Annotated in this window: 20 protein-coding genes and 1 rRNA gene; 8 read left to right on the top strand and 13 right to left on the bottom strand. The window is 40.1% G+C overall.

The window, feature by feature from the left end:
• Positions 1-136 precede the first annotated feature (136 nt).
• Positions 137-3121 carry a type IV secretion system DNA-binding domain-containing protein gene (locus IPM62_01500; GenBank protein ID QQS39270.1) on the top strand — a complete coding sequence of 995 codons (2985 nt, stop codon included), beginning with the start codon at positions 137-139 and terminating at the stop codon, positions 3119-3121.
• 1660 nt (positions 3122-4781) lie between these two features.
• Here IPM62_01500 and IPM62_01495 read toward each other — a convergent pair.
• Positions 4782-5030 (bottom strand): hypothetical protein, encoded by a 249-nt coding sequence (locus tag IPM62_01495; GenBank protein ID QQS39269.1) that lies wholly within the window; start codon positions 5028-5030, stop codon positions 4782-4784.
• A gap of 750 nt (positions 5031-5780) precedes the next feature.
• Positions 5781-6197: a hypothetical protein gene (locus IPM62_01490; protein QQS39268.1), complete on the bottom strand. Its 417-nt coding sequence runs from the start codon at positions 6195-6197 to the stop codon at positions 5781-5783.
• 1663 nt (positions 6198-7860) lie between these two features.
• Between IPM62_01490 and IPM62_01485 the strand changes: the two genes are divergently transcribed.
• The 3 genes from IPM62_01485 to IPM62_01475 all read left to right on the top strand — a co-directional run bounded on the left by IPM62_01485 (position 7861) and on the right by IPM62_01475 (position 10822).
• On the top strand, positions 7861-8136 hold the full coding sequence (locus tag IPM62_01485) for a type II toxin-antitoxin system HicB family antitoxin (protein ID QQS39267.1): 276 nt from the start codon (positions 7861-7863) through the stop codon (positions 8134-8136).
• Between the two features lie 26 nt (positions 8137-8162).
• Complete coding sequence (locus tag IPM62_01480; GenBank protein ID QQS39266.1) at positions 8163-8387, top strand: type II toxin-antitoxin system HicA family toxin; 225 nt, start codon at positions 8163-8165, stop codon at positions 8385-8387.
• Positions 8388-8746: 359 nt separating this feature from the next.
• Positions 8747-10822 (top strand): hypothetical protein, encoded by a 2076-nt coding sequence (locus IPM62_01475; GenBank protein ID QQS39599.1) that lies wholly within the window; start codon positions 8747-8749, stop codon positions 10820-10822.
• Positions 10823-10869: 47 nt separating this feature from the next.
• On the opposite strand, the gene IPM62_01470 is transcribed toward IPM62_01475, so the two are convergent.
• The 3 genes from IPM62_01470 to IPM62_01460 all read right to left on the bottom strand — a co-directional run bounded on the left by IPM62_01470 (position 10870) and on the right by IPM62_01460 (position 15142).
• Positions 10870-12081, bottom strand: a complete 1212-nt coding sequence (locus tag IPM62_01470) for a hypothetical protein (protein QQS39265.1) — start codon at positions 12079-12081, stop codon at positions 10870-10872.
• A gap of 327 nt (positions 12082-12408) precedes the next feature.
• A complete protein-coding gene (locus IPM62_01465) occupies positions 12409-12720 on the bottom strand; it encodes a hypothetical protein (protein QQS39264.1) in 312 nt (103 codons plus the stop codon).
• 429 nt (positions 12721-13149) lie between these two features.
• A 16S ribosomal RNA gene (locus tag IPM62_01460) occupies positions 13150-15142 on the bottom strand.
• 390 nt (positions 15143-15532) lie between these two features.
• Between IPM62_01460 and IPM62_01455 the strand changes: the two genes are divergently transcribed.
• Both IPM62_01455 and IPM62_01450 read left to right on the top strand, forming a co-directional pair.
• Positions 15533-16201, top strand: coding sequence for a hypothetical protein (locus IPM62_01455; GenBank protein ID QQS39263.1), 669 nt, complete (start codon positions 15533-15535; stop codon positions 16199-16201).
• A complete protein-coding gene (locus tag IPM62_01450; protein QQS39262.1) occupies positions 16202-16840 on the top strand; it encodes a hypothetical protein in 639 nt (212 codons plus the stop codon).
• 266 nt (positions 16841-17106) lie between these two features.
• On the opposite strand, the gene IPM62_01445 is transcribed toward IPM62_01450, so the two are convergent.
• The 7 genes from IPM62_01445 to IPM62_01415 form a co-directional block, all read right to left on the bottom strand.
• Positions 17107-17697, bottom strand: coding sequence for a hypothetical protein (locus IPM62_01445; GenBank protein ID QQS39261.1), 591 nt, complete (start codon positions 17695-17697; stop codon positions 17107-17109).
• 41 nt (positions 17698-17738) lie between these two features.
• The gene (locus IPM62_01440; protein ID QQS39260.1) at positions 17739-18431 is read right to left on the bottom strand and encodes a DedA family protein; all 693 of its coding nucleotides are present in this window, start codon (positions 18429-18431) and stop codon (positions 17739-17741) included.
• A gap of 109 nt (positions 18432-18540) precedes the next feature.
• Complete coding sequence (locus IPM62_01435; GenBank protein ID QQS39259.1) at positions 18541-18750, bottom strand: hypothetical protein; 210 nt, start codon at positions 18748-18750, stop codon at positions 18541-18543.
• Between the two features lie 497 nt (positions 18751-19247).
• On the bottom strand, positions 19248-19856 hold the full coding sequence (locus tag IPM62_01430) for a hypothetical protein (protein QQS39258.1): 609 nt from the start codon (positions 19854-19856) through the stop codon (positions 19248-19250).
• Between the two features lie 199 nt (positions 19857-20055).
• Positions 20056-21873, bottom strand: coding sequence for a GTP-binding protein (locus tag IPM62_01425; GenBank protein QQS39257.1), 1818 nt, complete (start codon positions 21871-21873; stop codon positions 20056-20058).
• Between the two features lie 284 nt (positions 21874-22157).
• A complete protein-coding gene (locus IPM62_01420; protein ID QQS39256.1) occupies positions 22158-22439 on the bottom strand; it encodes a hypothetical protein in 282 nt (93 codons plus the stop codon).
• Positions 22440-22537: 98 nt separating this feature from the next.
• The gene (locus IPM62_01415; protein QQS39255.1) at positions 22538-22915 is read right to left on the bottom strand and encodes a hypothetical protein; all 378 of its coding nucleotides are present in this window, start codon (positions 22913-22915) and stop codon (positions 22538-22540) included.
• Between the two features lie 75 nt (positions 22916-22990).
• On the opposite strand from IPM62_01415, the gene IPM62_01410 reads away from it, so the two are divergent.
• Positions 22991-23608 carry a hypothetical protein gene (locus IPM62_01410; GenBank protein QQS39254.1) on the top strand — a complete coding sequence of 206 codons (618 nt, stop codon included), beginning with the start codon at positions 22991-22993 and terminating at the stop codon, positions 23606-23608.
• Between the two features lie 117 nt (positions 23609-23725).
• Here IPM62_01410 and IPM62_01405 read toward each other — a convergent pair whose 3' ends face one another.
• Positions 23726-24355 (bottom strand): RNA methyltransferase, encoded by a 630-nt coding sequence (locus IPM62_01405; protein QQS39253.1) that lies wholly within the window; start codon positions 24353-24355, stop codon positions 23726-23728.
• 134 nt (positions 24356-24489) lie between these two features.
• Between IPM62_01405 and IPM62_01400 the strand changes: the two genes are divergently transcribed.
• Entirely contained in the window at positions 24490-25584 is a 1095-nt protein-coding gene (locus IPM62_01400; protein ID QQS39252.1) for a hypothetical protein, read from the top strand.
• Positions 25585-25759: the final 175 nt, after the last annotated feature.

Raw genomic sequence — 25759 nt, 5'->3', positions numbered from 1 at the left:
AAATGGATATTACAGGGTCCAGCCCTTCCAGGGCTGGACCCTGTATAGCCCGTATAGCTTTACCTAAAATATTTGAAAACGTTTTCTATTATCTATATTTATCACACCTTTCTTCTCCTGTTATACTATAAATACCATGTCCAACTTAACCACACTTTTACTCAAAGTTCCCCGTAACACTGAAGTTACTCCAGAGGCGGCGCAAACTTTTTTGACGGCACTTACCCAAATCAATCCGGGTTCAGGGGGGTCACTTTTTGGTTTTCTGAAATCGACTACAAATACCCAACCTCTTGCGCTTGAAATTATTCACTTTGCCGGGCAAGTTCATTTTCAGCTAACTTGCGACATCAACCTTATTCCTTTTATCGAAACTCAGATCCACTCCAGCTATCCCCTTACAACCATTGATAAGGTTAACGATCCCATCTCTCATGTCGACCTTACAAATTATGTAGTGGCATATTTCAAACTTAAACAAGGTGATTATTACCCACTAACAGTATATCCGTCGTTCAAAGATGTCGATCCGATGTCGTCAATTTTGAGTGTTTTGTCGAAAGCTCCTGCCGATGATTTTATAATGTTTCAGATCGCTCTTGAAACCGTCAACAGCAATTGGCAAGCAAACGGTCAGAAATACGCTGAGTTTGGCACCAAAAACGAGGACGGTACATATAAACCCAGACCTGATGCTTCAATAATCAAAGAAAAAATATCTTATCCCGGCTTCAAAACTTCTCTGAGAATTCTTGCACCAAGTGAAGAAACACTTGGAGATCTGATTAATACTTTTGAAATTTATACCCGAGCCGACGGTAACGCCTTCGTAGTCAAGATTCCCAAAAAGGGAAAACTTGCCGAAGAAATCGAATATCTTAAAGAAAGAAGGGTTGCTGACAAACATATATTAAATATTCAGGAAATCGCAACGCTTTGGCATCTTCCCAGCTCTTTGATAAAAACTCCGACAATTGCTTGGGGAAATTCGGTTCTCACTGAACCTCCGCAAAACTTACCGATTGCAACCGACAAGTCCCCTGCCGAAAAATCAAGGATAAATTTCTTTGCAAAAACACGTTATCAAAACAAAGACACAGTTTTTGGCATCAAAGACAAAGATCGCCTCAGGCATGTCTGGGTGGTAGGAAAAACCGGAACCGGTAAATCGACAATGATAGCAAACATGGGTGTCGATGATTTGAAGAAAGATCGCGGTATCGCCGTTATCGATCCTCACGGAGATTTATGCGAGGACTTATTAAACTACATTCCAAGCTCCAGGATCAACGACACTATTTACTTTAATCCGGCAGATAAAGAATACCCGATCATTCTTAATCCATTAGAGGTAACCAACCGCGAAGAAGCCGAACTTGTTGTAGCAGGCCTTATGAGCATTTTTACTAAAGTCTGGTCAAATGTCTGGTCCGCACGGATGGAATACATTTTAAGAAACTCTTTCCTCACGCTGACAGAAATTCCCAATTCCACACTGGCTGATGTTTTGAGAATTTTAGCTAACCAGTCGTACAGAAACCGTGTCGTATCTAAACTTAAAGACGAAGCCTTGGTTCATTTCTGGCAAGACGAATTTGATGCAATGCCTGAGAAATTACAGAAAGAAGCTATAGCACCAATCCAAAACAAAGTTGGACAGTTCGTGACTTCACCAATGATACGGCGAATAATCGGCACACCCAAAAGTTCAATCTCGATTGATGACATTATGAATCAGAAAAAAATACTCTTGGTGAATTTGTCGCAAGGTAGACTTGGTGAAGACAACGCTTCGCTTCTTGGTGCAATGCTAATTACGAAATTCCAACTCGCGGCTATGCACCGAGTCGACACACCCAAAGAAGATCGAGTTCCTTTTTACCTGTATGTTGACGAGTTTCAGAATTTCGCAACAGACAGCTTTGTGAAAATTTTGTCTGAAGCGCGCAAATACGGCTTAGCCCTACTTCTTGCAAATCAGTATATGGCTCAAATTCCCGATACTGTTCAAAAGGCAATTTTGGGAAATGCGGGTACGATGATTTCTTTTTCCGTAGGAGCTGATGACGCGAGGGTATTTAATAAAGAATTTGCCGAGGTATTTAGCGAAAACGATATGGTTAATTTGGCAAATTATCAAATTGCGATAAAACTCATGATCGATGCGCACTCGACCCGTCCATTTTTGGCAACCACGCTTTCACTTCCGGAAAGTATAAACAGCAATCGAGAAAAGGTTATCAAAGTCAGCCGCGAAAGATGGTCGCGATCGGCAAAAGAACCGTCGTTGGCAGAAGTTTCAGAAAACGAAACTTATGATGTCGACTCACAAGAAATCATCCCTTCCGGCATGCCACTTGGATCAATACCAATTCAAAATGCAACTATGGGTGAAACACTCCCAATACTCAATCCGGGTCAGGCAGTAAATAACACCGCTCCCGAACCAAGCCAATTTAATGATTTGGCAAATAGAATTATTCCGGCACCTATTGCTGTTCCCCAACAAACAAGCCACGCCATTCCTTTGGTGCAAGGTGAAAAAGATATATTGAGTGAAAAAAGTCCTGAAGTGAAAGAAGGAAGGCCGAAACACACTAAATCACATCCCAACCCCAACGCCCAGGCAGCAAGTGATGTTCCCCAGTTTCCGTGGCTAAAAGAAAATAACAAACCATTTAATAAAAATCCAAACACTCAAAAACAACAGCTCTACGATTCTGGACAAAATGTTGTCCAAAGTCCAAATTCCACCCTTCCCAAACCTCAAGCAAAATCATACTCGAATCCGAAAGCCGGTCACCACGCCAGGCCAAAACAGCCTCAGTTTAGGAGTGAAAATAAAGCCGTGAAAAATACAAACAATCCTAATCCTCAGTATTACCCGCCTCAAGAACAAAATCCGTTGATGGAACCGCAGAACTATCCAAATACAAATTATCCACCAACACAGTATCCCAACGCACCCTTCTACCCAACGAATCAATATCCGCCACAGTATCCACCGGTAAGACCGGCGTTTGACCAGGAAGCAGAAAACAAAAAAATTAAGGAAAAAATGAAAAACGACGCAGATAAGCTATCCATCCTCAAAGCCGAGCTTGCAAAAATTGGAAAATAGCCATACCTCACAGAGGCAATGAATTAGTTTCCAAGTTTTCAAATTCCAACCCCGGGGGTTAGATTGAGGCTATTCCAACCCCCGGGGTTGTTTTTAGGAAATTAGAGTTTAGGAATTAGTATTTACTCAATTCCTACCCATCTACCACCTACTTGCTACTTGCTACTTGCTACTTTATTTCCCCTCTTGACAATTATCACTCTCTTTGATAGACTGCCAACACTTAGAGAAATCTAGGTAGCTTTAGAGGAAATTAATTGATCTTGTCAAACGGCAGATCTTGTGCAAACTATTTTTTTACTCCTTTATAAGCTTTTTAAGCCTTAATACTTTTTATTTATTAGAAGGAAAAAAAGCTAAAGGGAGAATACTGCTTAAACTGCGGGTAGGTACTCGGGTTTGGCTTTAATAGTTTGCATATAGTTTAACCACACTCTAAGGTGTGGTTTTTTGCGTTTGAAGGTCGAAAAATATCACTAACTACAGCCTTGGCTTTTGGGCAGGCAGATTGGTTGAAACACGACTTGTGAGTTCGACTGACCTGTCTGCCAAGAAGCCAAGAAATTGAATTTGATACTTAGCCGTAAGCTGGGTATGCAAATCAAACAAAGGCAATAAAAGCCCGATAGAGCCCGTCTGTCACCTATTTGTCGAGCAATTGGCAACCAAAAGACATTTGGGGTAATTGAAAAGCAAGTAGCATATGTCTATAGCAGGTGTTAGATATTCGATATTCGATATTCGATATCTTGTTAGGATATTAGCCGTCTGTAAGTGGCAGTTGGCCAAAGTTAAATTTAACCAACGCGAGCTGCCAATTACAGGGTGCTAAAAGTGCAAAAGTAAAAAAGTATCGGGTACACAAGTTTCATATTTTGTCATCCCCGACCTGATCGGGGATCTATGGGATCTAGGCTGGATTCCCGCTTCCGCGGGAATGACAAGGAAGCGTGCATGACAACAGTCTTGATGGGTGTATCACCGAAACTCATAAGGTTCGAAAAACTAATAATTAATGGTAACAAGTTACCAGTTATCGGTTAATGGTTACAGGTTATTTGTTACAGGTTATTTGTTACTAGTTATTTGTTACTAGTTACTTGTTACTAGTTACTTGTTACTAGTTACTTGTTACAGGTTATTTACTATTTGTTACAGGTTACTTGTTACAAGTTGACAGTTGATTGTTGTTTGTTGTTTGTTGTTTGTTGCGTCAGAAGGTCACATAACTGGCAGACAACTAACGCTCAAACGACATTTGTGCAGGTACGCAATATAGGATACTGGATCAGTTTAGGAATTAGGTAATTATCTAACTACCTAGTGCCTAATTCCTGACATTAGTAATCAGTAAGTGGCAGTTGGCCAAAGTTAAATTTAACCAACGCGAGCTGCCAATTACAGATTACTAATAGAGAAAGGTACAAGTTACCGCTAGCTCTTTAAAAACTTAGTGAATGGCAAACTCCGATAATAATCGGAGTGCAGTCCTTCCGTAGCTCATTGCGTAGGAGGACAAATCCTTTATTGGATTTATCCAAATTGCATTAGTTGTGGATGGACATACGGCAAACCCCGATTAATAAATCGAGGGTTAAGGCAAAAGGGTGTAACTTAAGAAAGTTACTACTTACCCTTATTGGGGGAAATATGCAAAATTTTAGGTGTGCGAAAATGAAGGATGGATATTGATTAGTTTCTTTATATCTTCCTCGTTTTTAGCAATCATGTCCCGATATGAAATTGTCACCGCCACTTCTTCACGAAGTGCTTTGATTTCTTTCAAGATTTCAAGTTTGAAATCAAGTATATCGGCTTTAAGTTCAAGTTTGAGAGGATTATTCGTATCTCTCATCGAATCGTCAATAACTTGTCTTATTAGATCTAAATCTTTTTTAGTAAGTGACATAGTTCATTTAAACACTTGAAAAGTTAACCGTCAAGCAAACGCTTGACTGCATATTTCCCTCAATATAGGGACAGTTGGTTTGTAAGTTTGGGTCTCAGCCCAAGCCTCTTGATGTGTCAGCGTAAAAACGCGTCTGATACTTTACTAATCAAGAGAATGATAAGTGCACCAGCTAAAGTAATTTTACTTCGAGTCCTTAAAGGGACTGGGTGAACGGAAATCACCGAGGGTTTTGATCTTCCCCTCGCCTAGCTTGTAAAGAGCTTGGAAAAGTAAGTGAAGTAGTTCTTTCTTATTTCGCAACATTTAACGGAGGTTAAACATGTCTAAACAGACAGCGAAAATCACGAAATGGATCTTCGGGATCCTATTGTTTTCAACAATGTTGTTAGGTGGCAGTGCCACAAATATCCAAGCCCAAAACTACTACTGGATAAGTGCAATACTGTGCTCAGAGCACACAACACCCAGTTATTGGTGTGAACAAGTCACGGACGATGTCACAATCGTCAATGATAGCAACACATCAACAATGGAGGTAAACGTAAATACACAGAGCGTATGGTCGGGACCAGACGAATGGGAGTTAATAACTTACTCCTGCTCGAACGGTTTTGAGGGTTTATTGGGAACAGTTGACCCATACCAAAACAGTTTTGGATTTCAAATACCTCCGGGCGGAGAAGTCCATTGTGAATTTAATCACGTGGATACATCTCCCAACCCAGGTGGAAGCGTTCAAGTAGTAGTTCAGGGAAACTGTCCCGAACCCACGCCCACATGGACACCAACGTTCACACCGACATTGACCGTGACGCCAACGTTCACACCGACATTGACCGTGACGCCAACGTTCACACCGACATTGACCGTGACGCCAACGTTCACACCGACATTGACCGTGACGCCAACGTTCACACCGACATTGACCGTGACGCCAACGTTCACACCGACATTGACCGTGACGCCAACGTTCACACCGACATTGACCGTGACGCCAACGTTCACACCGACATTGACCGTGACGCCAACGTTCACACCGACATTGACCGTGACGCCAACACCGACATCGCCCTTCACCCCCACCCCTGGCACGGTTACACCAACACCGACGACAACGGCAACGCCGTGGGTCACCAACACCCCCAGCCCCACGCCGGGAATCATTAAGGGGTACCTGAGAGGGTATCACTTCTGTGAGTGGCCTGACGGGTCATATACGCCTGGTCATGGTGAAACCATGACCGTAACCATCGGCGTTGGAAGCTATTTCGGTGGCTTTCCGCACACGGCCGACGGCAGTGGATACATGGGAACATGGGAATTGCCCCCTGAGGGTGTGATTGTAACAAATGTTACGTCAACCCTTGGTCAGGGGCAGGCGTTCCGCGGAGGTGACAGCTTCCCTCAAAATTGGTTTTTATCGCCTCTTTTTGAGAGCGAAAACAACCGATTCTCGGGAAAAGTGGGTAACCCCGCTGTAGTTTTCATCGCTCAATGCGCTGATACCAAACTCACTCCCACCCCCGCCGTCAGCATCACCCCCAGCCGGCCGCCTTTGGTTTCCACCCCTGGCACCCTAAAAAGTGCCTCGACCGGCGGCAGTGGGCCAAGTCTTATATGGTTGTGCGCACTCGCGCCCATAGCCATCCTCTTGGGGATGGCCTTTGGCGCATGGCGCGGCCGAGAAGACTAGGTATTTAAATCCTTACGGTCTCACGTCGTGAGACAGTTGGACCGTAAGGTTGTCCGTTCCCTCTGGGTGTTAATTCTTAAGGCTATTGCCTTCTGGAAAGACCAGTAAACTAAGCCTAGCTTAGTTGGACGCGAGGTTAGCTAATCGTGCTAACGCGGATATTTGTCATTCACTACCCTATTTTTTCTCAACTTATGCCGGACGGCATTGAGAAAAACACTGCTAAAAGCTTGAGATAAATCAGTCTCAGGATAGGGATCAACGGTAGTTGAAAGAAAAGTATTGGTAGTTGAGAGAAATCTCGATTACAAAAAATACCAATCTTTTAATTACCCTTCTTCGAAAGTTGCTTACTACAAGCAATTGTTTCTCACTTTAGAGAATCTAGAAGAAACCAGTGTTGTTAATTTGAACTAAGGTTCAAATCTGGGTCCATTAGGACAAAAAACAACAAAACCGGTTTTTGAAAAACCTCTCACTATTGAGGACTGTTGCCTTAGGCGACTAGAAAACCACCCGGAATTGGGAATTGAAAATCAGGATTTAGGTTCGCCTAAACTCCAAACTTTTTAATCTCAACTCCAAAAGAATTGGAACTTAAGTCACTTGTTCTTCGGAACAACTTAAGACCCGATTCGAAAGGGAAAAGATTTTTAATTTTTTTAAGTAAGGGTAACCTTATTTGAATCTTTTAAGATCCTATCCTTGGGATAGTTAATAAGTGATATTTTTCACTTCGTAATTTTAAGCAATTACGCAAGTGGGACACACTTGATTAACTATTTAAGCGCTGTCGATTGACAGTCGCTCCCGAGTAGCTAGCCACGCGGCTAGCAAAAGAAGACCGGCGAAAGCCGGACCCCCTACTTACTCGAGAACGACACAACAAATTGACAGCGCAAACCAACTTTGAGTTCTTAAGCAAATGGTTTGAGAATTGAAAATTGGTTTATAAATTAGTAGATAGTAGTTTGTAGTTAGTAGATGGGAACTAATTAGTAGATAGTAGATGGTAGTTGGTAGATGGGAACTAGGCACTAGGTAATTACCTAATTTCTAATCCCATTACGGGAGCTGTTTTTAAGATATCGCACGTTAAAAAATTAATATATTCTCTATGATATAATCCTAAGTATGCAAAAGAGCGTACTTAACTATAGAGTTATCATAGAACCAGAAAAATACCCTGACGGCAATAAGGTTTACAATGCATATTGCCCCACTTTGGGTATAGCTGATTATGGAGATAGTATTGAGGAAGTTATGCAAAGCATAAAAGATGGAATAGAGTTGGCAATTGAAACACTTGGTAAAGAAGGAAAAGAAATACCGATAGATAATGTGGAAGAGCAAATAGTTACTTCTGCCAAGGTGAAAATTCCTTCCAAATACAAAGCCGCCTTCGCATAAGTAAAACTTAATAATCTGGTCAATAAATGCCCAAACTACCTCGTAATATAAAACCAAAGAGATTAATAAAAATATTAATTAAATTGGGTTTTGTGGAGGTCGGCGGCAAAGGATCTCACATAAGATTAAAACATCCTGACGGAAGATGGACACAAGTAGCAGTACATGCGAAACCGATTCCTCAAGGCACATTAAGAGCGATTCTTAAACAAGCTGGGATATCAACCAAAGAACTCGCAAAACTCCTCTAGTATTCCTTTCTCTATATCCAGGAAACTAACCAACTTTGATCTCTTAAGTGAATTATTTGAGGAAATGAAAATTGGTCTGCAGGGTCCAACCCTGCACAAGTAAAGATACTTCCCGCTCAAGATGTGGGTGTAAGAAAATAACCTCTAAAGCGTGCCGGGTGGGGCCCGGCAAACAGGACTTGGCTCTTTTGGCAATTAGTTGCCAAAAAAGACGAGTACTGCTCTTACACTCACTTCTTGGATGGGAATAATTACTAGAAATTAGCAGATAGGTGATGGTAGTTAGCAGGTTGCAGTTAGTAATTAGGCAATCTGCTTTCTTTCAAAATCTCCATATAAATTATTTACGCTATACTAATATGAGCGAACATGAAACACGTTTTCTTAATTTATCACCATACACCCAACGCGAGGTGTTAATTCCTATGGCAGAAAAACCTGAAGAACCAAATAATAAACTTGTAATAAACAAATCTCCCTACACCAAACGTGAGGTAACAGTTGATATTTCAGAAGACGAAAAAGGTAAGCGAAATGAAAATTATCAATCCGATAGACCACTTGCGTTAACAAGGCGTGATGTTTTGAAAATTGCCGGACTTGTGGGAGCTAGTATTATTGTAAACTCAGCTGATGATAAAATAAAAAAAGGTAAAAGGGCAATCTTTGGGGATACACAAAAGCAAAATATAAATAGACCCGATAACCGCGATTCACATGTTTCAGGAAGCGGTTCGGGAGCTGGAATCGATAAATCAACACCTACTGCAACCTCCACTGATGAGCCAGAGCCAACTAGCACTCCAGCAAATGAACCAGAGCCAACTAGCACTCCAGCAAATGAACCAGAGCCAACTAGCACTCCAGAGTATGTGGAGAAGTTAACCAATCCCAACAAAAGAATTGGACAAATATCTCTGGAAGAAGATGTTACTATCGTTTTCCCCAAAGAAATATTGGAAGCTACTTATAAAACACCCGGGTGGGTAGAAAAACACTTAGATCCCCGCTATTCATCCATAAATTCAGAAACTGGTGAAGTTTCCATGCGTCTTAACTTACAATCTGGTGGAATAGCAACTGATGATCACGAACAAATCGAAAGATTTGATAGTTATAATCAACATCCCGATTTAACAGGTGTTGTAACAACCGATAGAAAGAATACGAATTTTCTACTTGCCCATTCAGGCCAGCAAACAAGTATCGCAGGTTTAGTAACTACTGATATTTTACCCTTTTATTTCTTTGAGGAAGTTTTTGTCCAAAGAGGCGGTAATATGAACACGCTTAATGACATGGAGTTTAAGGTTCAGCAAATACAAAATGGCATAGTCGTAGAAGAAAAAGTCAGATTTGTTGATGCAAAAGTCTATGAAACAAGAGATCTTGAAAGTGCAATGCGTGGGGTGGTTGGTGCGGTTGATACAAATAATATTGATCTAGATGATCTCGGTGTTGATGTACCTGAAACTGGCAACCACCTTTTCTTTGCCACTACGCACGATCTCAATAGTTCAAACAGAACAAAAAAGTTGGTTATCCAAACTGTTTTAGTCAAAGAACCCACAGTAGATACGTATGGTTTTGCAAACAAGGAAATCGATCCAGGATACGAGCTTGAGGCAGCATTCATTATAAATAATTCAGATAATTCAAGATACGGGGCAAATATCAATGGACGTTTCTCAGTTTTAAGCAGCACTACGCGTGCCGGCATGTTTTATCAATCAGATGCACAACATGGGGCATTTCTAGAAAATGCCTCAAGGATAACTGGAGGTCAGAATAAAACGCCTGATGTTATAAAAGGAGATGGTTCAGACGAGTACATGAGGAACTTACGAAAAGGAAGTGATGGCACAACAATTATGGTGGTGAAGGACGGTGGAATAGTTGCATTTGACAACATCGCTTTAAAATCCGGTTTGAATAATCCAAGTGCCGAATTAATCACAGAAGAAAGGTTTCAACGAATGCAATACCAACATGTTTTGGCTGAACTTTACAACTCTGGTTACTTGGCTGAGGTTGGCATCAATTCTCCTGAAAAGCTGATGCGCGAAATTACGTCTGGAAATTTACGCGCGTTTATGGAGCTGGTGCAACAAAAGTATAAAAAAGAAAATGGCGTTGGAGGAAACACCTACGTATTTGAGGTAAATGGTACTAAACACAACGAATTTGGTTTACGGGACAGCGCAGAAGCGATAAACAAACCATTCGACGCACTTGTGCAAGAAGTAAACTTGGTAACGGGTAAGATTTACAAAACAGAAGATTTCCTAGACCCCGCTAAGGTTAAGGTAATGAATAACACATATCGTCGAGTTCGCGGTAAAAACATCTGGGAGTCGGTGGGAATGCATAGGACTGCATATGACAATAAAGGTTTACTTAATCCTCAAAACACACTTGTAATTAATTCCAAATAATTAGTAAGTGCCCAATAGTCCGTGGACCTCTCGAATTGATAGAAATCTTACTTTGCAACTATTGGCATATAAACATCTATCGGATTACGTAATATCGTCCAATTGAAATTCTCCGGTGTGACATTCGGATCTGAAACATCCGCAAAGCCACCAATCAATCGCATTTCCGCACGGCTTGAGTGCTCCCCTTTTAAACCCGTAGCCATATTAAAATCACCAATATCCATATAACGAACACCAATGGTTCCATCCGGTCTTGTGGCTTTAAGAAGTAGCAATGATCGATAATTCGGCACAAAACCGTCACTATTGTCGACACCCTCAAACGGATCTCCTATGGTAATTTTGCCATCTTGATTAAATTGCCCGGAAAATACCGGTTCTTCCGCAAGATGTTTTTCCATTTCTGTGCCATCGGTTCTAAAAATTGTCAAGCTGGCTCCTTCCCAACCCTTTGCTTCGAGTGTAGTTTCATTTGGTACCTCATGAGGAAAGTTCCACGCGCCTTCTGGGATTGCTCGTGCCAAATCATGCTGCCAACCCTGTACAAAACGCCTTTGAAGTAACCATGTGGCGTATGGATCAAGGCGATAACTTGCTTCCCCCATATACAAACCTCCATTCATCAAATCAGGACCTCTATCGTTTCTTTTGTGAGTCATATATGTAAGCCATGGCTGTGGTACATTCGCCAGTATGTCATTTCCGGTAGGAGAAAGTACAGTATCAATGGAATAAGTATCTGGCAGGTGCAGCACTCTGTGACCCATTTCATGCACTTCACCATAGTCAATTTTATGCGCGTGATTGTAATAGGCTGACACTGTAGGGTTATATGGTGATGGGTGCCAATTTCCATCAGTACCAGCGGAATCTTTGAAACCCGAAACTAAATATCCCAAGTGGTATGATGCGGGACCTACCGATTCATTCTCGTTAACGACCATACGGGTCAATTCAACATCGACTCCTTTTATACTTTTACCGACAATTTGGGACAGTGCCTGGTAATGTGCATCAACAAATTGCAAATGCCCTCTCCACCCTAGCTCATACCCAACGATTTGCGGTACAGTATCAGTATCACCTTGCCATGCAAAATGTGTTGCTTTTAGGATGTTTGGGTGTAAAACAGGATTCTGATTTACTTGTTCCACTAAAGCATTTATTTCCGGCTGATTTAGTGGATTTTCTGATCCATGCACATCAATTCCGTTTACTCTAGTCTTTTTTTCCACCAAGTTTCTTTCTCGACACATGGTAGGTATTTTACCCCATACTATTGAGATTTCAAAAATGTATTTTGTACGAGGTGATATCAATCTGTTATCCTGAAAAATACCCGTGAATTATTTTTAAGTGATGCTATAATAGCTAAGTACAAAAACGTGTGGAGGGTTAGGTTTTCTACACAACCTCTAAAGCACTTTTACAAAGAATGCCTGGCTGTACCCTTTTCTTCTTACGAAGAATAGACACAGCAAAGCACCTCTTTGCACACCTACCCTCCATACGCTTTTGTATTTGAGAAAAGTTTAACCCGCTTCACGGCGGGTTTTTTAGTGGGATGAATTATAAATATCAATCTAATTCGAGGGATGATAATTTTCAACCTTTTGGGTAAGTTTGATTATATCTTTTTTAGATGCTTTGAGTCCAAGCTCACCATTTATACCTGCAATATCATCTTTTATAAACCTCGTATCTAGTTTAATACTTTGGATATCTTTAGTTAATTTATCCAGTTTTTTATCATGAACATCAAATCTAATATCCCGCACATCAAACATCTTTTGGATACCACTAAGAATTAATTGAGATGCATCGACAACTATATCGGTCACACTTTCAGATACAACCTTTCTCATTTCTTTAAAATCTGATTTAGTAAGTGCCATATTAATAAATTAAATAAAATCTAGTTGGGAAGTCTTACACAAGATACACTGCGGACTATTCTACTCTTTGGCATAACTCATTTAATCATTTGGTTTATATATCGTCAAGCATTTAAGCTATGCTTGATGTAATTAACTCACGAATTTACAGTAAAGGGAATAAGGTTCGAAATGACATCCTCTACCAACTAAAGTCGGTTGTATCAGTCTACGGTTAAAGATTTTACGAAAATAAATCCGAAACTGTTAGAAGTAAACTTTTAAAATTGAAGATTAATACTCTCACTCAAAAAATGACTGGAAGCGGTACTTTATCGTTGTTACATACGGACTCGGTTTTTATTCTTCCTTAAGTAAACTTAAAAAAGACAAAGAAACCGCTGACTGAAAACTTGGGTGTTATTGTACTTTTCGTACCTCAACTCCATGAAAGGAGGTGATCCATCCGCTCCTTCCAGAACGGATACCTTGTTACGACTTAATCCTAGTTGCTGATTTCACCTTCCACCGAGACTCTCGGTGTTCGGGTGCCCCCAACTCCTCTGACTTGACGGGCGGTGTGTACAAGACCCGAGAACGTATTCACCGCAACTTAGCTGATTTGCGATTACTACCAATTCCGCGTTCATGAGGGCGAATTGCAGCCCTCAATCCCAACTGAGAAGCCGTTTTTGGGATTAGCTCCAGATTGCTCTTTGGCAACCCTCTGTCGGCTCCATTGTAGCATGTGTGTAGCCCTGGACATAAGGGCCATGCTGACTTAACATCGTCCCCGCTTCCTGTCGCCAAAGGCGACCAGTCCCGTATGAACAATTTAACATACGGCAAGGGTTGCGCTCGTTACCCCACTGAAGGGAACACCCTACGGCACGAGCTGACGATAGCCATGCAGCACCTGTCACCGACGTCACATAGTGAAAATTCTATCTCTAGAACGGTCGTCGGGATGTCAAGTCCAGGTAAGGTTCTTCGGTTCGTCTCGAATTAAACCACATGCTCCACTGGTTGTGCGGGTCCCCGTCAATTCCTTTGAGTTTTAAGCTTGCGCTCGTACTCCCCAGGCGGCTCGCTTAACGCGTTAGCTTACGGAACGCAGTCTACAAAATATGTATACATTTTGTAGACAACACCCAACCCTCAACTCTCAACTACCAACTTAAATTCGTTGTTAGTTGTTTGTTAATTGTTGGCTGTTTCTTAAAGCATACATGCTTTGTAGACCACATCCCTAGCGAGCATCGTTTACGGCCAGGACTACAGGGGTCTCTAATCCCTTTCGCTACCCTGGCTTTCGTCCATCAGCGTCAAATAATGTCCAGCTACCTGCCTACGCCCTCGGTGTTCCTTAACATATCAACGGATTTCACTCCTACATGTTAAGTTCCAGTAGCCCCTACATATTTCAACAAAGGTAGTATCACATCCCTTTCCGAGGTTGAGCCCCGGTCTTTGAAATGTGACTTTCCAATGCGCCTACGGAACGCTTTACGCCCAATAAATCCGGACAATGCTTGCACCCTTCGTATTACCGCTGCTGCTGGCACGAAGTTAGCCGGTGCTTATTCCCAAAAGTGTCTCCACTTAAGTAAAAGAAGTTTACAACCCATAGGCCTTAATCCTTCACGCGGCGTCGCGGCGTCAGGCTTTCGCCCATTGCGCACGATTCCTGGTTGCGCCACCCGTAGGTGTATGGTCCGTATCTCAGTACCATTCTGGGGGTACACGCTCTCACGTCCCCTACCCGTTGTAGCCTTGGTGAGCCATTACCTCACCAACAAGCTGATAGGCCGCAGGCTCCTCTCTCGGTGGATAGTTACATCCTTTCATCCGAAGATCTTATGCGGTATTAACCATGGTTTCCCATGGCTATTCCCCGCCAAGAGGTAGATTCCTACGTGTTACTCAGCCGTTCGCGTCTAGCGTAACCCACAACACTCAACCACCAACTTTCAACTTTTTAGAAAAACCACCTAATTGATTTACAATTTCCTCTGTTAACTTTAACAAAGTGTGATAATCATGTATTTCTATTATTTTTTCGGAGTAAGCAACATCTAATGCAGAAGCTGCCTCATTTGCAGACCCCAGTGAATTTTCGATATATCTATTAAAATCTTTGTCGGAAGTCTTAGCCGAACCTTCAGCAATATTTAAGACAACTGAAAGAGAGCATCTTCTTAACTGATCTTTGAGATAATAGAAATCTTTTGGGAATTTTCTCGATATAATAACAACTTCTGAATGCAGTGTTTTTGCATCCTGGTAAACTTTAAATTTCAGAAATCTGAAACTCATTAATTTATTCTATCAAAGTTGTTTGTTGATTGTTGTTAGCTGGGTGTTGCGGGCTGCGCCCGATCCACTTGCATACCAAAGCACGCCGCCAGCATTTGTCCTGGGCCAGGATCAAACCCTCAAATTGTGACGATTTGAAACCCTGCTTGTGTAAAAACAAACAAAATTTTCGTCTTACACATTTCCAGTCATTTTTTGAATACCGAACACGTTCCTGCTCGGCCCCCATGGGCGATTCCAAAAAAATAATGGAAATCCCGTGAGGTCAAAAAATTAATTAATCTTCAATTTTTAAAGTACAGAGTACCTAGTAAGCTAAAGCCTAAAAAATGCGAAAACCGCCCAGATGGCGGTTTATCTATCTTGGTGAAAAACCAAGATCCATCTGATTGACTATTAACTCATACTAAATGCAAAATTAATTGCGCACTGCAATTATAACAAATAAAGTTAAGTAATAAAAGCCCAAGTGATTAGTTGCTTGACTTAATCAAAAAATAGTAAATATAATGAATGTATGAAAGGTTCTAAGCAATTTTTCTCGATTATTGTTCCCCTAGCAGCATTGCTTGTTACTCTTACTTTAATAATAACTCAGACAAGTATCGATACTAAGTTTGCTCAGGCTAAAGCAAATCGTAAAAGTACTTTGGTTTACAATTTAATTAAGGGATGGAACACCGTTGCTCTGCCCCTTGAAACCGGATTAACTTATTCTGATGTATGCAGCCAGTTGCAAGTCACTGCCGTTTACAAATGGCAAAATGGCAACGAAAACCCCTATCTTGCTTACAACTGCAGATTTCCCGAAATCGAAAATGCCAAAATAATTCCCAACTTGGGCTATCTTTTTTACATGTCCGAGGCTCGAGATTGGGAAATTAAAGGAGCAAAGGTTCCTGTGAACTTTGATTTGGCAGGAGCCGGGTTTTATATGTTTAATTTTGTGCAAAATGAAAAGAAGGATTTATTCGCAGACGAAGTGTGCAAAAAATTTACACCACGCAAGAAATTGGAGGCAGTTGAAATTTACCAGATGAAAAACAATGGTTGGGATACACACATCTGCAGTTTACCTAGCGTAAATAATTTTAAGCTGAATTATGGAGTCGGCTACCTCATACAATTGAAGGAAATGGATAAACCGGCTAAGACCAATCGCAAATTAAATCTACCCACCCAATAAATGACGTTAAGTAATAAATTTTTTTCTCTTATCGTGGCTTCAGCGGCACTTGTTACAACAACTACTGTAATCTCAACTAACGTTAAGGTTGCTTCAAAGGCAAGTGAAAACAAAGGGCCGGATTCGAGTCTTTTTTATCAATTTGAAAAAGGATGGAATAGTTTTGCAATTCCGCTTACGACAAGTTTCACGGCTCGCGATATTTGTACAATGGTTACCGAAAGTGAAAAAATTGCCACAATCACAGCTAACACATGGGAATACTATGATTGCAAAGAAAACACAGCAAACTTCGACATACTACCCAATCACGGATATATGCTTAAAAGTGCATCAGACACAACTTGGTCACTGGCAGGTGTTATCGCTGGTTCACCCTATCAACTAACCCCAGGTCTAAACCTCGCCGGTGTTTCGCAGACTATTGTCGATAGTGTTTATGCCAACACGCTCTGTGACTTACACACCACAAATAATCTGAAGGTAGACTCCATCTCTCAATTCGAGAATGGAAGATGGGATTATCATTTCTGCACCACCCCCAGTGACAACAACTTCCAACTCTTTCCGGGTCAGGCATACATGATTAACGTTGGTTTAAAAAATTCTGAAGCTCCAAATATTCCGACACTTAAATAATCCGCCACATACTTAAATTTTCACATTCAATTTTTGATTTGTTTCATGCAGCAATTCTCTACGATCCAAAGTCCGTAATAACTTTTCTACGCCTTCGGCGAGGAGCGTATTCTCCATCCAAACACTAAATCGCGTGGAATTGTCAAAAAGAGAAAATAAATGTTTGGGCGAAAATTACGATGCATGCAAAGTGTTGCAAACTTTACTAAGATTGACTATTTTAATATTTGGGTGGGGTTACTTACTGATATAACAAAGGAAGTATTTTAATCGGATTTTTTCTTTTTGCGCTCATTGGGGACTCCAGTCATACCAACTCCGACTCCAAGAATCAAAACAGCAGCAGCCGATAGAACAACGACTGTCATTGCCGGCGTTGTTTCACTAAGCGGACCCATCGAATTCGAAGCGGTTTTGGTAAATTTGTCTTTAGTTTCTGAAGCAATTTTTCGACCGGCAATTGCAGCAACATCATCTCCTGCTTCTTCCAGGAACTCGTTTTGCGAACATTTCCCGGTAACAATTCTCCCCTGGCCATCCAGGGACGCGAAAACAAAATACTCCCGACCTTTGACAAATTTGTAACCACATTTAGCTTCTTCATTTGAGGTATATACATTAAAACTCTCATTTAAATATCCTTTATAGCTTTTTATAAGTTTAAAACTGACGACATGCTCACTGCCCGATTCAATTATTTTTTCTACCGAACCGGAAAATATGTACTCGTACTTTTTGGCATTTTCAATTGCATCAACAACTTTTGAGCATTTACAATCTCCCACAGCTTGAGCATTTACGGATAACGGAGCAATAAGAGGAAAAAATATAAAAAGCAAGGCGAGGAAAATCTTCATATAAAAATTATATCACTTATTTGTGGGGTGCAATATATTGTTTATATTGTCTTTTTCTTTTTGGTATCCTTGGAATCTAGACGTGTGTCTCTAATGTGTGACTTAGTTAATTTTTCTTTGACGGCGTGATAAACCATCGGTAAAACCGAAAGCAAAATAATAGCCACAATTACAAGTGTAAAATTGTGTTGAACTGCCGGAATATTGCCGAAAAAGTAGCCGGCAAAAAGAAATAAAACGATCCACGTAATTCCACCGACGACATTATATGAGAGAAATCTACCGTAATGCATTTTGCCTATTCCCGCCACAAACGGCGCAAAAGTTCTGACAATCGGCACAAACCGGGCTAAGATAATAGTTTTGCCGCCATGTTTCTCAAAAAAGTTTTCCGTCTTTTCAACATGTTCGGGATTAATGGGAATTCTTGGATTTTTGAGAATCCGGTCACCAAAGATATGTCCGATCCAATAATTTGCCGTATCTCCTAAAACAGCAGCAACAATCAGCAAAAGAAGCAGTAACCAAATATTTAGGGTTCCCAGTGCGGCAAAGGCACCTGCGGCAAACAAAAGACTATCCCCCGGTAAAAAAGGTGTTACCACAAGGCCAGTTTCAATAAAGATAATTACGAATAGTATTCCATATGTCAGAGCGCCATAATTTGAAATGATTTCAGCCAAATGTTTGTCGATGTGAAGAATAAAGCTAATTACTGTTTCAAGTATTTCCATAGCGATATTGATTGTATACAAGGTAAGCTTTGTTTAGCAAGTAAGAAGTTGGGTAACCTTTAAAGGTCTGTCCTTTAAAGCTAAGCACTGGGGCAAAAAAGCGAGAGTATTAATCTGTTTTTTCCCCTACACGCATTAATTCCATAAGGCAATCTTTTCTTGGAGGATATACTGAACATGTATATATCCTTCCTGGACCGATCGGTCCTGATCCCCGTCTGTAGGAGCACGTGCTAGCTGTCTGGTGATCCACAGATCCCCCACAATCCGCCTGTCCCGCAACGATACAGGGTCTTTCCACTATGTTATCAACAGTCATACCCGTCTATTTCACTATACATAATTTCTAAAGTCAATAGATTTGTTAATAATGAACAAGGAGTTAAATACGGTACGTTTCTATTTTCAATAGAGAAAAGTGTTATTCAATAGTGAAAATATTAATCTTAATTTGTTTTTACTCTTGGGCAACCTAGGTTATTTGTTGTACATAAGCGTCTACCATGCTCGTTCACAAAAACATGTGGACACTCCGCAGCAGACTGGTTTGCAGGACCACCCAAGGAGTCAGGCTGGGAGGGTATTTTGCATTCTACTAATCTATTGGGGTCAGGTTTCTTAACCACAATAGGCGCCTTTGTACCTAATATACGCTCAATAATACCCGTCATAGCGCAATTTTGCATCTTTTCTATCTGAAAAGCAACTACCTATGTGATTTGTAAATTTTCCTGTCATTCTTCGTCCCCACCACAATCTGAAATATCTTAGTCGTGACCACTTGTCTGTTATCGAAGCAAAAACCTTTGTGGACTATTATTCCCAACGCGATTTGCCGTGCAAGATTGCAGTTGTAATCTCCTCATGAATACCCTGTAAACGCACTTTGTCTTCACCACCTGCATTGCCTATATGCTCTCTTAATTGATCAGATAATATATTAACAAACCCACCTCTTTCCTCTCCCTCTAGTGAAGCGGAAACACCTGCAAGTGCATATACAAATCCATTGCCCTTAACTTCATCTAAGGAAGCATAATTCGGTGGTGAGCTTTCTTTGCCTTGTTTTTCTCTTCTTTGAAATAATCTTTGAAGAATGCCCTTTTGTTCTCTCGTTGGAGGTTCCGAAGCTGACACCATATCTTTTGGAGATATGGCGTATGCCACATTTTCTGCACCTCCTGCTACATCTACACCTTGAGTAGCCATCGAAATTATGTATTGAGCTATTGTATGCCTCCTTTTATCTTCGGGGAATTGTTGCTCAATCGCACCCACCAATGAGTCGATTAGTCTGGTATCAACTAATTTCCCAGGGGGGAACAAATCGGTAACACGCTCCGCCTCTTCATCACCGCCAAAGGCATATGAATATTTATATTTAGGAGCAGGTTCGGGTATTGGGACATCACTATTTTCTGACATAATTCTTATTGTAATACAAAATAAAGTTTTTTGTTTGAAATATGTTCGGGGTCAGACACTGAATTAAAGCAACTAATCTAGCGGTTTAACATCTATTGTCATTTTTTGCCGCACTCTTTATTGGTTATCTGAAAGTAAACGTCGAATCACTTAGATCAACACCGGAGATATATTCACACCATTAAAAGAGAAATTCTGGCTAGTTTGCTTTTCTCTGATGCCGCCTTCTCTCAATATCCGTCAGGAATTTTTTTCGCAAACGAAGGGACAAAGGTGTAATTTCCAAAAGCTCATCGTCTTCGAGAAAATCAAGAGATTGTTCAAGCGACAATACTGTTGCAGGGGTTAACTGAATAACACCATCTGAGGATTTACTTCTCATGTTTGTTAACTTTTTTCCTTTACAGGCATTCACCATGACGTCTTCGTTTTTGCTGTTTATACCAACAATCATGCCTTCGTAAATTTTTACTCCCGATCCTACAAACAGAATTCCTCTTTGCTGAGCATTTTCCAATCCATACGACAAAGTCTCACCATCTTGGCTTGCGATTAGCGCTCCCCTTCGCAGTTTGGGTAATGGCCTACCCAAGGGTTTGAAGCCTTCTATTACAGAGCTATACACTAATGTGCCTTTTGATGCAGTTGTTAAAACGCTCCTTAAACCAATCAATACTCTAGTCGGTGCGCTGTAAAGAAAAAACATTTCACCATTTGCATTTGGCTCCATTCTGATTAATGTCGCCAAGCGTCTACCTAATTCTTCCGACACAGCTCCTACATATTCGTTTTGTACGATTATCGATACTTCCTCAACAGGTTCTTGCTTTTGCCCATCAACCTCTTTGATTATCACCTCAGGCTTGCTTACCTCCATTTCAAATCCTTCTCTACGCATGGTTTCCAGAAGAATCGATAAGTGAAGTTCACCTCTGCCGGAAACTGCAAATTTACCATTTGCGAGCTTTGTTACTCTAAGACTCAAATTACTTTCAAGTTCTTTGACAAGTCTTTCTTCAATTTGTCTACCTGTCGTGAACTTTCCTTCTCTTCCTGCAAACGGCGACGTATTTGGTCCCATGGTAATTGCAAGTGTTGGTTCACCAATCGTAACTGCAGGAAGCGACGTAATGTCAGTGGGATCCGATAAAGTGTCACCAATTGCAACTTGGCCTATCCCCGACAGAGCAACGATTTCTCCGCAAGGTGCTTCATTAACTTCTTTTCTTGTCAATCCTTCGTATACGAATACTTTGTCGACGGTCCAAATTTTATTGATATCATTTGTGACAATTACTTTATCTTTAGCTTTGATCTGCCCTTGATAGATCCTGCCAATTGAGATTTTTCCCAAATGACTTTCAAAGTCAATCGAAGAAACCGGCATTTTAAACACTCCGTCTCTCACATTTGATGGCGGTACAGTATTTAATATGGTATCAAGTAGCGGAAAGATATCTGCTTTGTCTTCGTAGTTCACGGGTACTTCCAAATAAGCCGTTCCCAATTTCCCAATTGTATAAACAACGGGAAAATCAAGAGCCTCTTCGTTTGTCGCAAGATCCAAAAACAACGATTCTATCTTTGCCAAAGTTTCTTTTGGATTTGCATGTTTTTTGTCAATTTTGTTTATGCAGACGATTATTTTCAAATTCATTTCTAAGGCGCGTTTTAATACCACTTTTGTTTGCGGCATCGGCCCCTCCTGGGCATCAACGATTAGCAATGCTCCATTTGCCATACCAAGAGTTCGCTCTACTTCACCCGAAAAATCAGCGTGTCCCGGCGTATCAATGATATTAATCTTTGTGTCTTTGTAGCTAATGGAACAGTTTTTGGCTAAGATTGTAATTCCCCGCTCTTTTTCCAAATCGTTACTATCCATTATTTGCGTATCTTGCATTTCGCTTTGATTCTCCCGAAAGACATGAGTTTGTTTCAAAAGTGCATCCACCAAAGTCGTCTTTCCATGGTCAACGTGCGCAATTACAGCTACATTTATTATTTTTGTATTCATATTTTTTTAGCCAAAAACAATTTTAGAGTGACCAAAAATTAGTTGAAAAAAATGTTTTTGGAAGTTTCAATTAACATCCCGACACTTAATCGAGGACTTATGTATTATAGCAGAAAATTGGTAAAAGTTTAATCTGCGACCCTTTTTTATTTACGGTGTTTAAATTTAAAAGCTTGTAGCAACTTTTATTTGTTCTCACTGTATTTCTTTTACTTAGTTAATCTAATTCTGAACAAATTATTGTTTATCACCAGCTAATCAAGTTTTGAAAATTCTTTCCTGTATCAGAAAAGAATGTTGAAGACTTTTATCAATTGACTAACCAAGACCACAACTCCAAGGATACGTCTAAATGTATTATCACCATAAAATATTTCAAGGTAAGACCAATACGTAAGCGATATTAAAACTCCCCAGAATGAAAACTGTCCTGCAATGCTAAAGGGCAGATATTTAATTAAGTAACTACCGATAGCAAGTATAAGGGGTGTGTTTGGCCACTGCCCGATTATTATTTCACCTTTCTTGTTTGTAAATATTCCCCTAAGATTCTTGGCAATTGTCATGTGTTAAGTGTAGCTTAATTGCTATTTCATATGCATATAAATTAGCTTTTGTATCTTCGGGGTGTTTTGCAGGAATCGACAGTGTTGCGTTATAAAATTTAGCGCCTGGTGTACCTTGTCACTACGGTTGCCGTTAGTTCACCTTCCACCGTTTTGTCGGTTCGGATAATTAATATGTCCCCTTTTGTTAATTCGGCTTTAGTAATTTCCATGGAACCGTCAATATAGATTGTGTTTATTTGCGTTAATATTTTTTCTTCTTTACCTAAATCCAAATAAATTAAATAGTCATTTTCAAATCTTACAAATGTACCCTTAACCGCATCGGGTGTAACTTTTGTAGCAATATTTGATTGATAGAGATTGTCAACCTTTAAGGGATTTACAATATCACCTCCGATAAAGTTGAAATAAACCAAAGTCACACCAAGAAGCAACGTAAAGGAAACGACAATCATTATGAATTTCTGACTCATACATTCAGTTTATCAGATTTACTAACTTCCATATGGTTAGAGCTTTTGTTTATCAATTGTATTAGAATATGCTTCATGAGTAGATTGACCAAAACAGTTAGTAATATTAATAGCAAAGAATTAAAAGCGTATTTCAATCATGCCAATCTAAAAAAAATTGGTCATAAAACCAGACTTTATTTTGACGAACATATAAATGCGCTGTCGGCGAGAAACGAACTTATCAAAAGAATTAAAGTACCAGAAAATCCCATAAAACTATGGAGGCGCAAGGGCCGCCAGGTTCAAATTCCCGTGAATTGGAAATACTTCGTTAGTGCGCCATTTATTTATAGCATGATAATTCCGGCGTTGGTCTGGCATGCATGCATTGAGATCTATCACCAGGTATGTTTCCGCTTGTATGGCATACCCCTGGTGAAAAACAAAGACTACTTTGTATACGATAGAGTACTGCTTTCGTGGTTAAACCCATGGGAAAAAATTAACTGTATTTATTGTAGTTATATCAACAATCTGATCCGTTATAGCTCGGAAATAGGTGGCAGAACAGAAAGATATTGGTGTCCGATTAAATATTACCGAAGAATTGATCATGCTCATTCCCAGTATGACAAGTTCGCCAAAACAAAAAATCCTAAAAAGATGCGTGATACATGGAAAGAGTTAAGGGACTTTAGTGATTTGAAGTGAAGTATTTGATTGCTACATACTCCCCGTTTGTCTTGTCGTAACTCATAAATAGTTAGACGCAAAGTAAGTAACGACGAAAAAAATCTTGGGAGTGGTTGGGTCTAATGTATTAATCAGCTATCGATGCGGGTTAATAAAATCTTCCCATGAACGCATTTTGAGTTTACCAAGACCTTTGGATTTGAACCGAGCCTTGCCGTGAGAATATACATACTTTAATCTTTGATAACTTATATAACTTAGAATAATTCCCGTACTAGTACCTAAATTTAAACTTTCTACAATTCCACCCATCGGGATTTGAATACACATGTCTGCCGCATTGACGGCTTCTTCGGAAACTCCTTTAGATTCATTACCAAACCACACCGAGAGACGTTTATTGGTAAATGTCTCCTCATACAAATTTATATTTGTCTTGCCCTTTTGGTGAGACGACGTGACGGCAATGGTATACAGATTCTTTTTCAGATGATTAAGACACTCTGCTGTTGTATTAAAATGTTTAACAAACACCCACTTGCTAGCTCCGGCACTGAGATTTTTCAAGCGTTCGTTCTTTCGCGCCGACTCAAAATCCCGGACTATTTTTGCACCCCCAATAACATACAGTTTTTCAACACCAAACGCAGAAATATTTCTAATAGCTGAGGCAATATTTTTGATATCTTTCGGATACTCCAAAACACAAATAAAATATTTATTTTGTAAATGTTTAATCCCCCTAACTTTTTCCCGAATAGTCATCTTAACGCCAATTATAACATTTAAAATGTTTTTCTCTTTTTGCTGTTATTGATTTAGTGATGTATTTTTCAGAATAGACGAAATTAATATCAGAAAACTGTTTTGTATGCATTTATGATAAAATGACTTTCGCAATGACTGAAGGCACATTGGTGTCACGACGGGATTTAATTAAACTTGGTAGTGCTGCGTTAGTTAGTGCAGCTGCAGGGCATTTATTACCTGAAGCTATACAGAATTTCGAAAAACGTGACGCCGATCGTCTTCAAGATATAATTCGTGAGACTGGGGGTAAAAAACTAACCGAGTTGGAAAAGTCTGAAATTGATGCTTTAGTAAATTTAAGTGCAAAATTATATACTGAATTGACCGGAATTGACGTCGATAAAGAACATCTCGTTAGTATTACAAGTGTTTATAACAACGAAGACGAATTTATCCAAGGAGTGAGAAATAGCGGATATCCTGATTATTCTCCCGACAGAAATAATTTACCTTGGGGTAAGGCACTCGGAGCAGATAATCCCGATATCCCAAATACTGCACATATTAATTTAGTTGATATGGAAAAAGACATGAAAACATCAACTAGATATACGGCAGTCGGTTTGGTTTACAATTTATTTCATGAATGGACACATTGTTTGGCAACAATAAACACCCGTGGCGAAATATTGAAATCGGGGGTTGATTATTTCATTCATCAATCTGAAACAGAATCCGAAGTAAAAGAGCCATGGCAAAAATATGTTGGCGGTAGAGTCTACTCCGTAAACAATATGGGTTACAATCTTTTCGATGAAGCATGGACGGATTTGATTGCACGTATGGCAATTAATGAAACGCTTGATGATCCAGAATTGAAAAATGCTGCAACAAATATTATGAGCACAAGCCGTTACGCCGAAAGAGTGCGCATGCTTTCTAGAGTTGCCGAGGATGTTAGATACGAAGAAGAATCAAAGACCAGTAATGGCCAAGAGCCACCACTAGATTTAAAGCAGCTTGCAATGCTACACCGAAATTCAGATTTCGAAACATTTTTACAAAGAATAGGAAGAGCTTATCCAAGGGCAGACTTGTCGCTACTTTCCGATCGTCAACTCGGAGAGCGAGAGGATGATCAGATATTAAAAGACCGTGACTTTTTAATTGGCAAACGAATAGCGGTCCAAATAGAGTTCGCAAATCCTACTACCCTTAGTCAAGTCTTGGATACTTTGGAGTAATTAACCATACACTGATAGGTCATGGTTTTCTAAGGAAAAGTTAATCACTGCAACGCTGATGCCACACCAGTAGCACTTAGATTTAGTAAAGTTTGAATAAATTAGTGATAACTTCTGCCAACCAAAGATAGAAAAATCCATCTTTCACTGAGGATTCAAACTATTTCTACTGATT

This window comes from Candidatus Woesebacteria bacterium (genome assembly GCA_016700095.1).
Classification (GTDB): domain Bacteria; phylum Patescibacteriota; class Microgenomatia; order UBA8517; family UBA8517.
The sequence above is the reverse complement of the archived record's forward strand: the minus strand, read 5'-3'. Positions and strand labels throughout refer to the sequence as shown.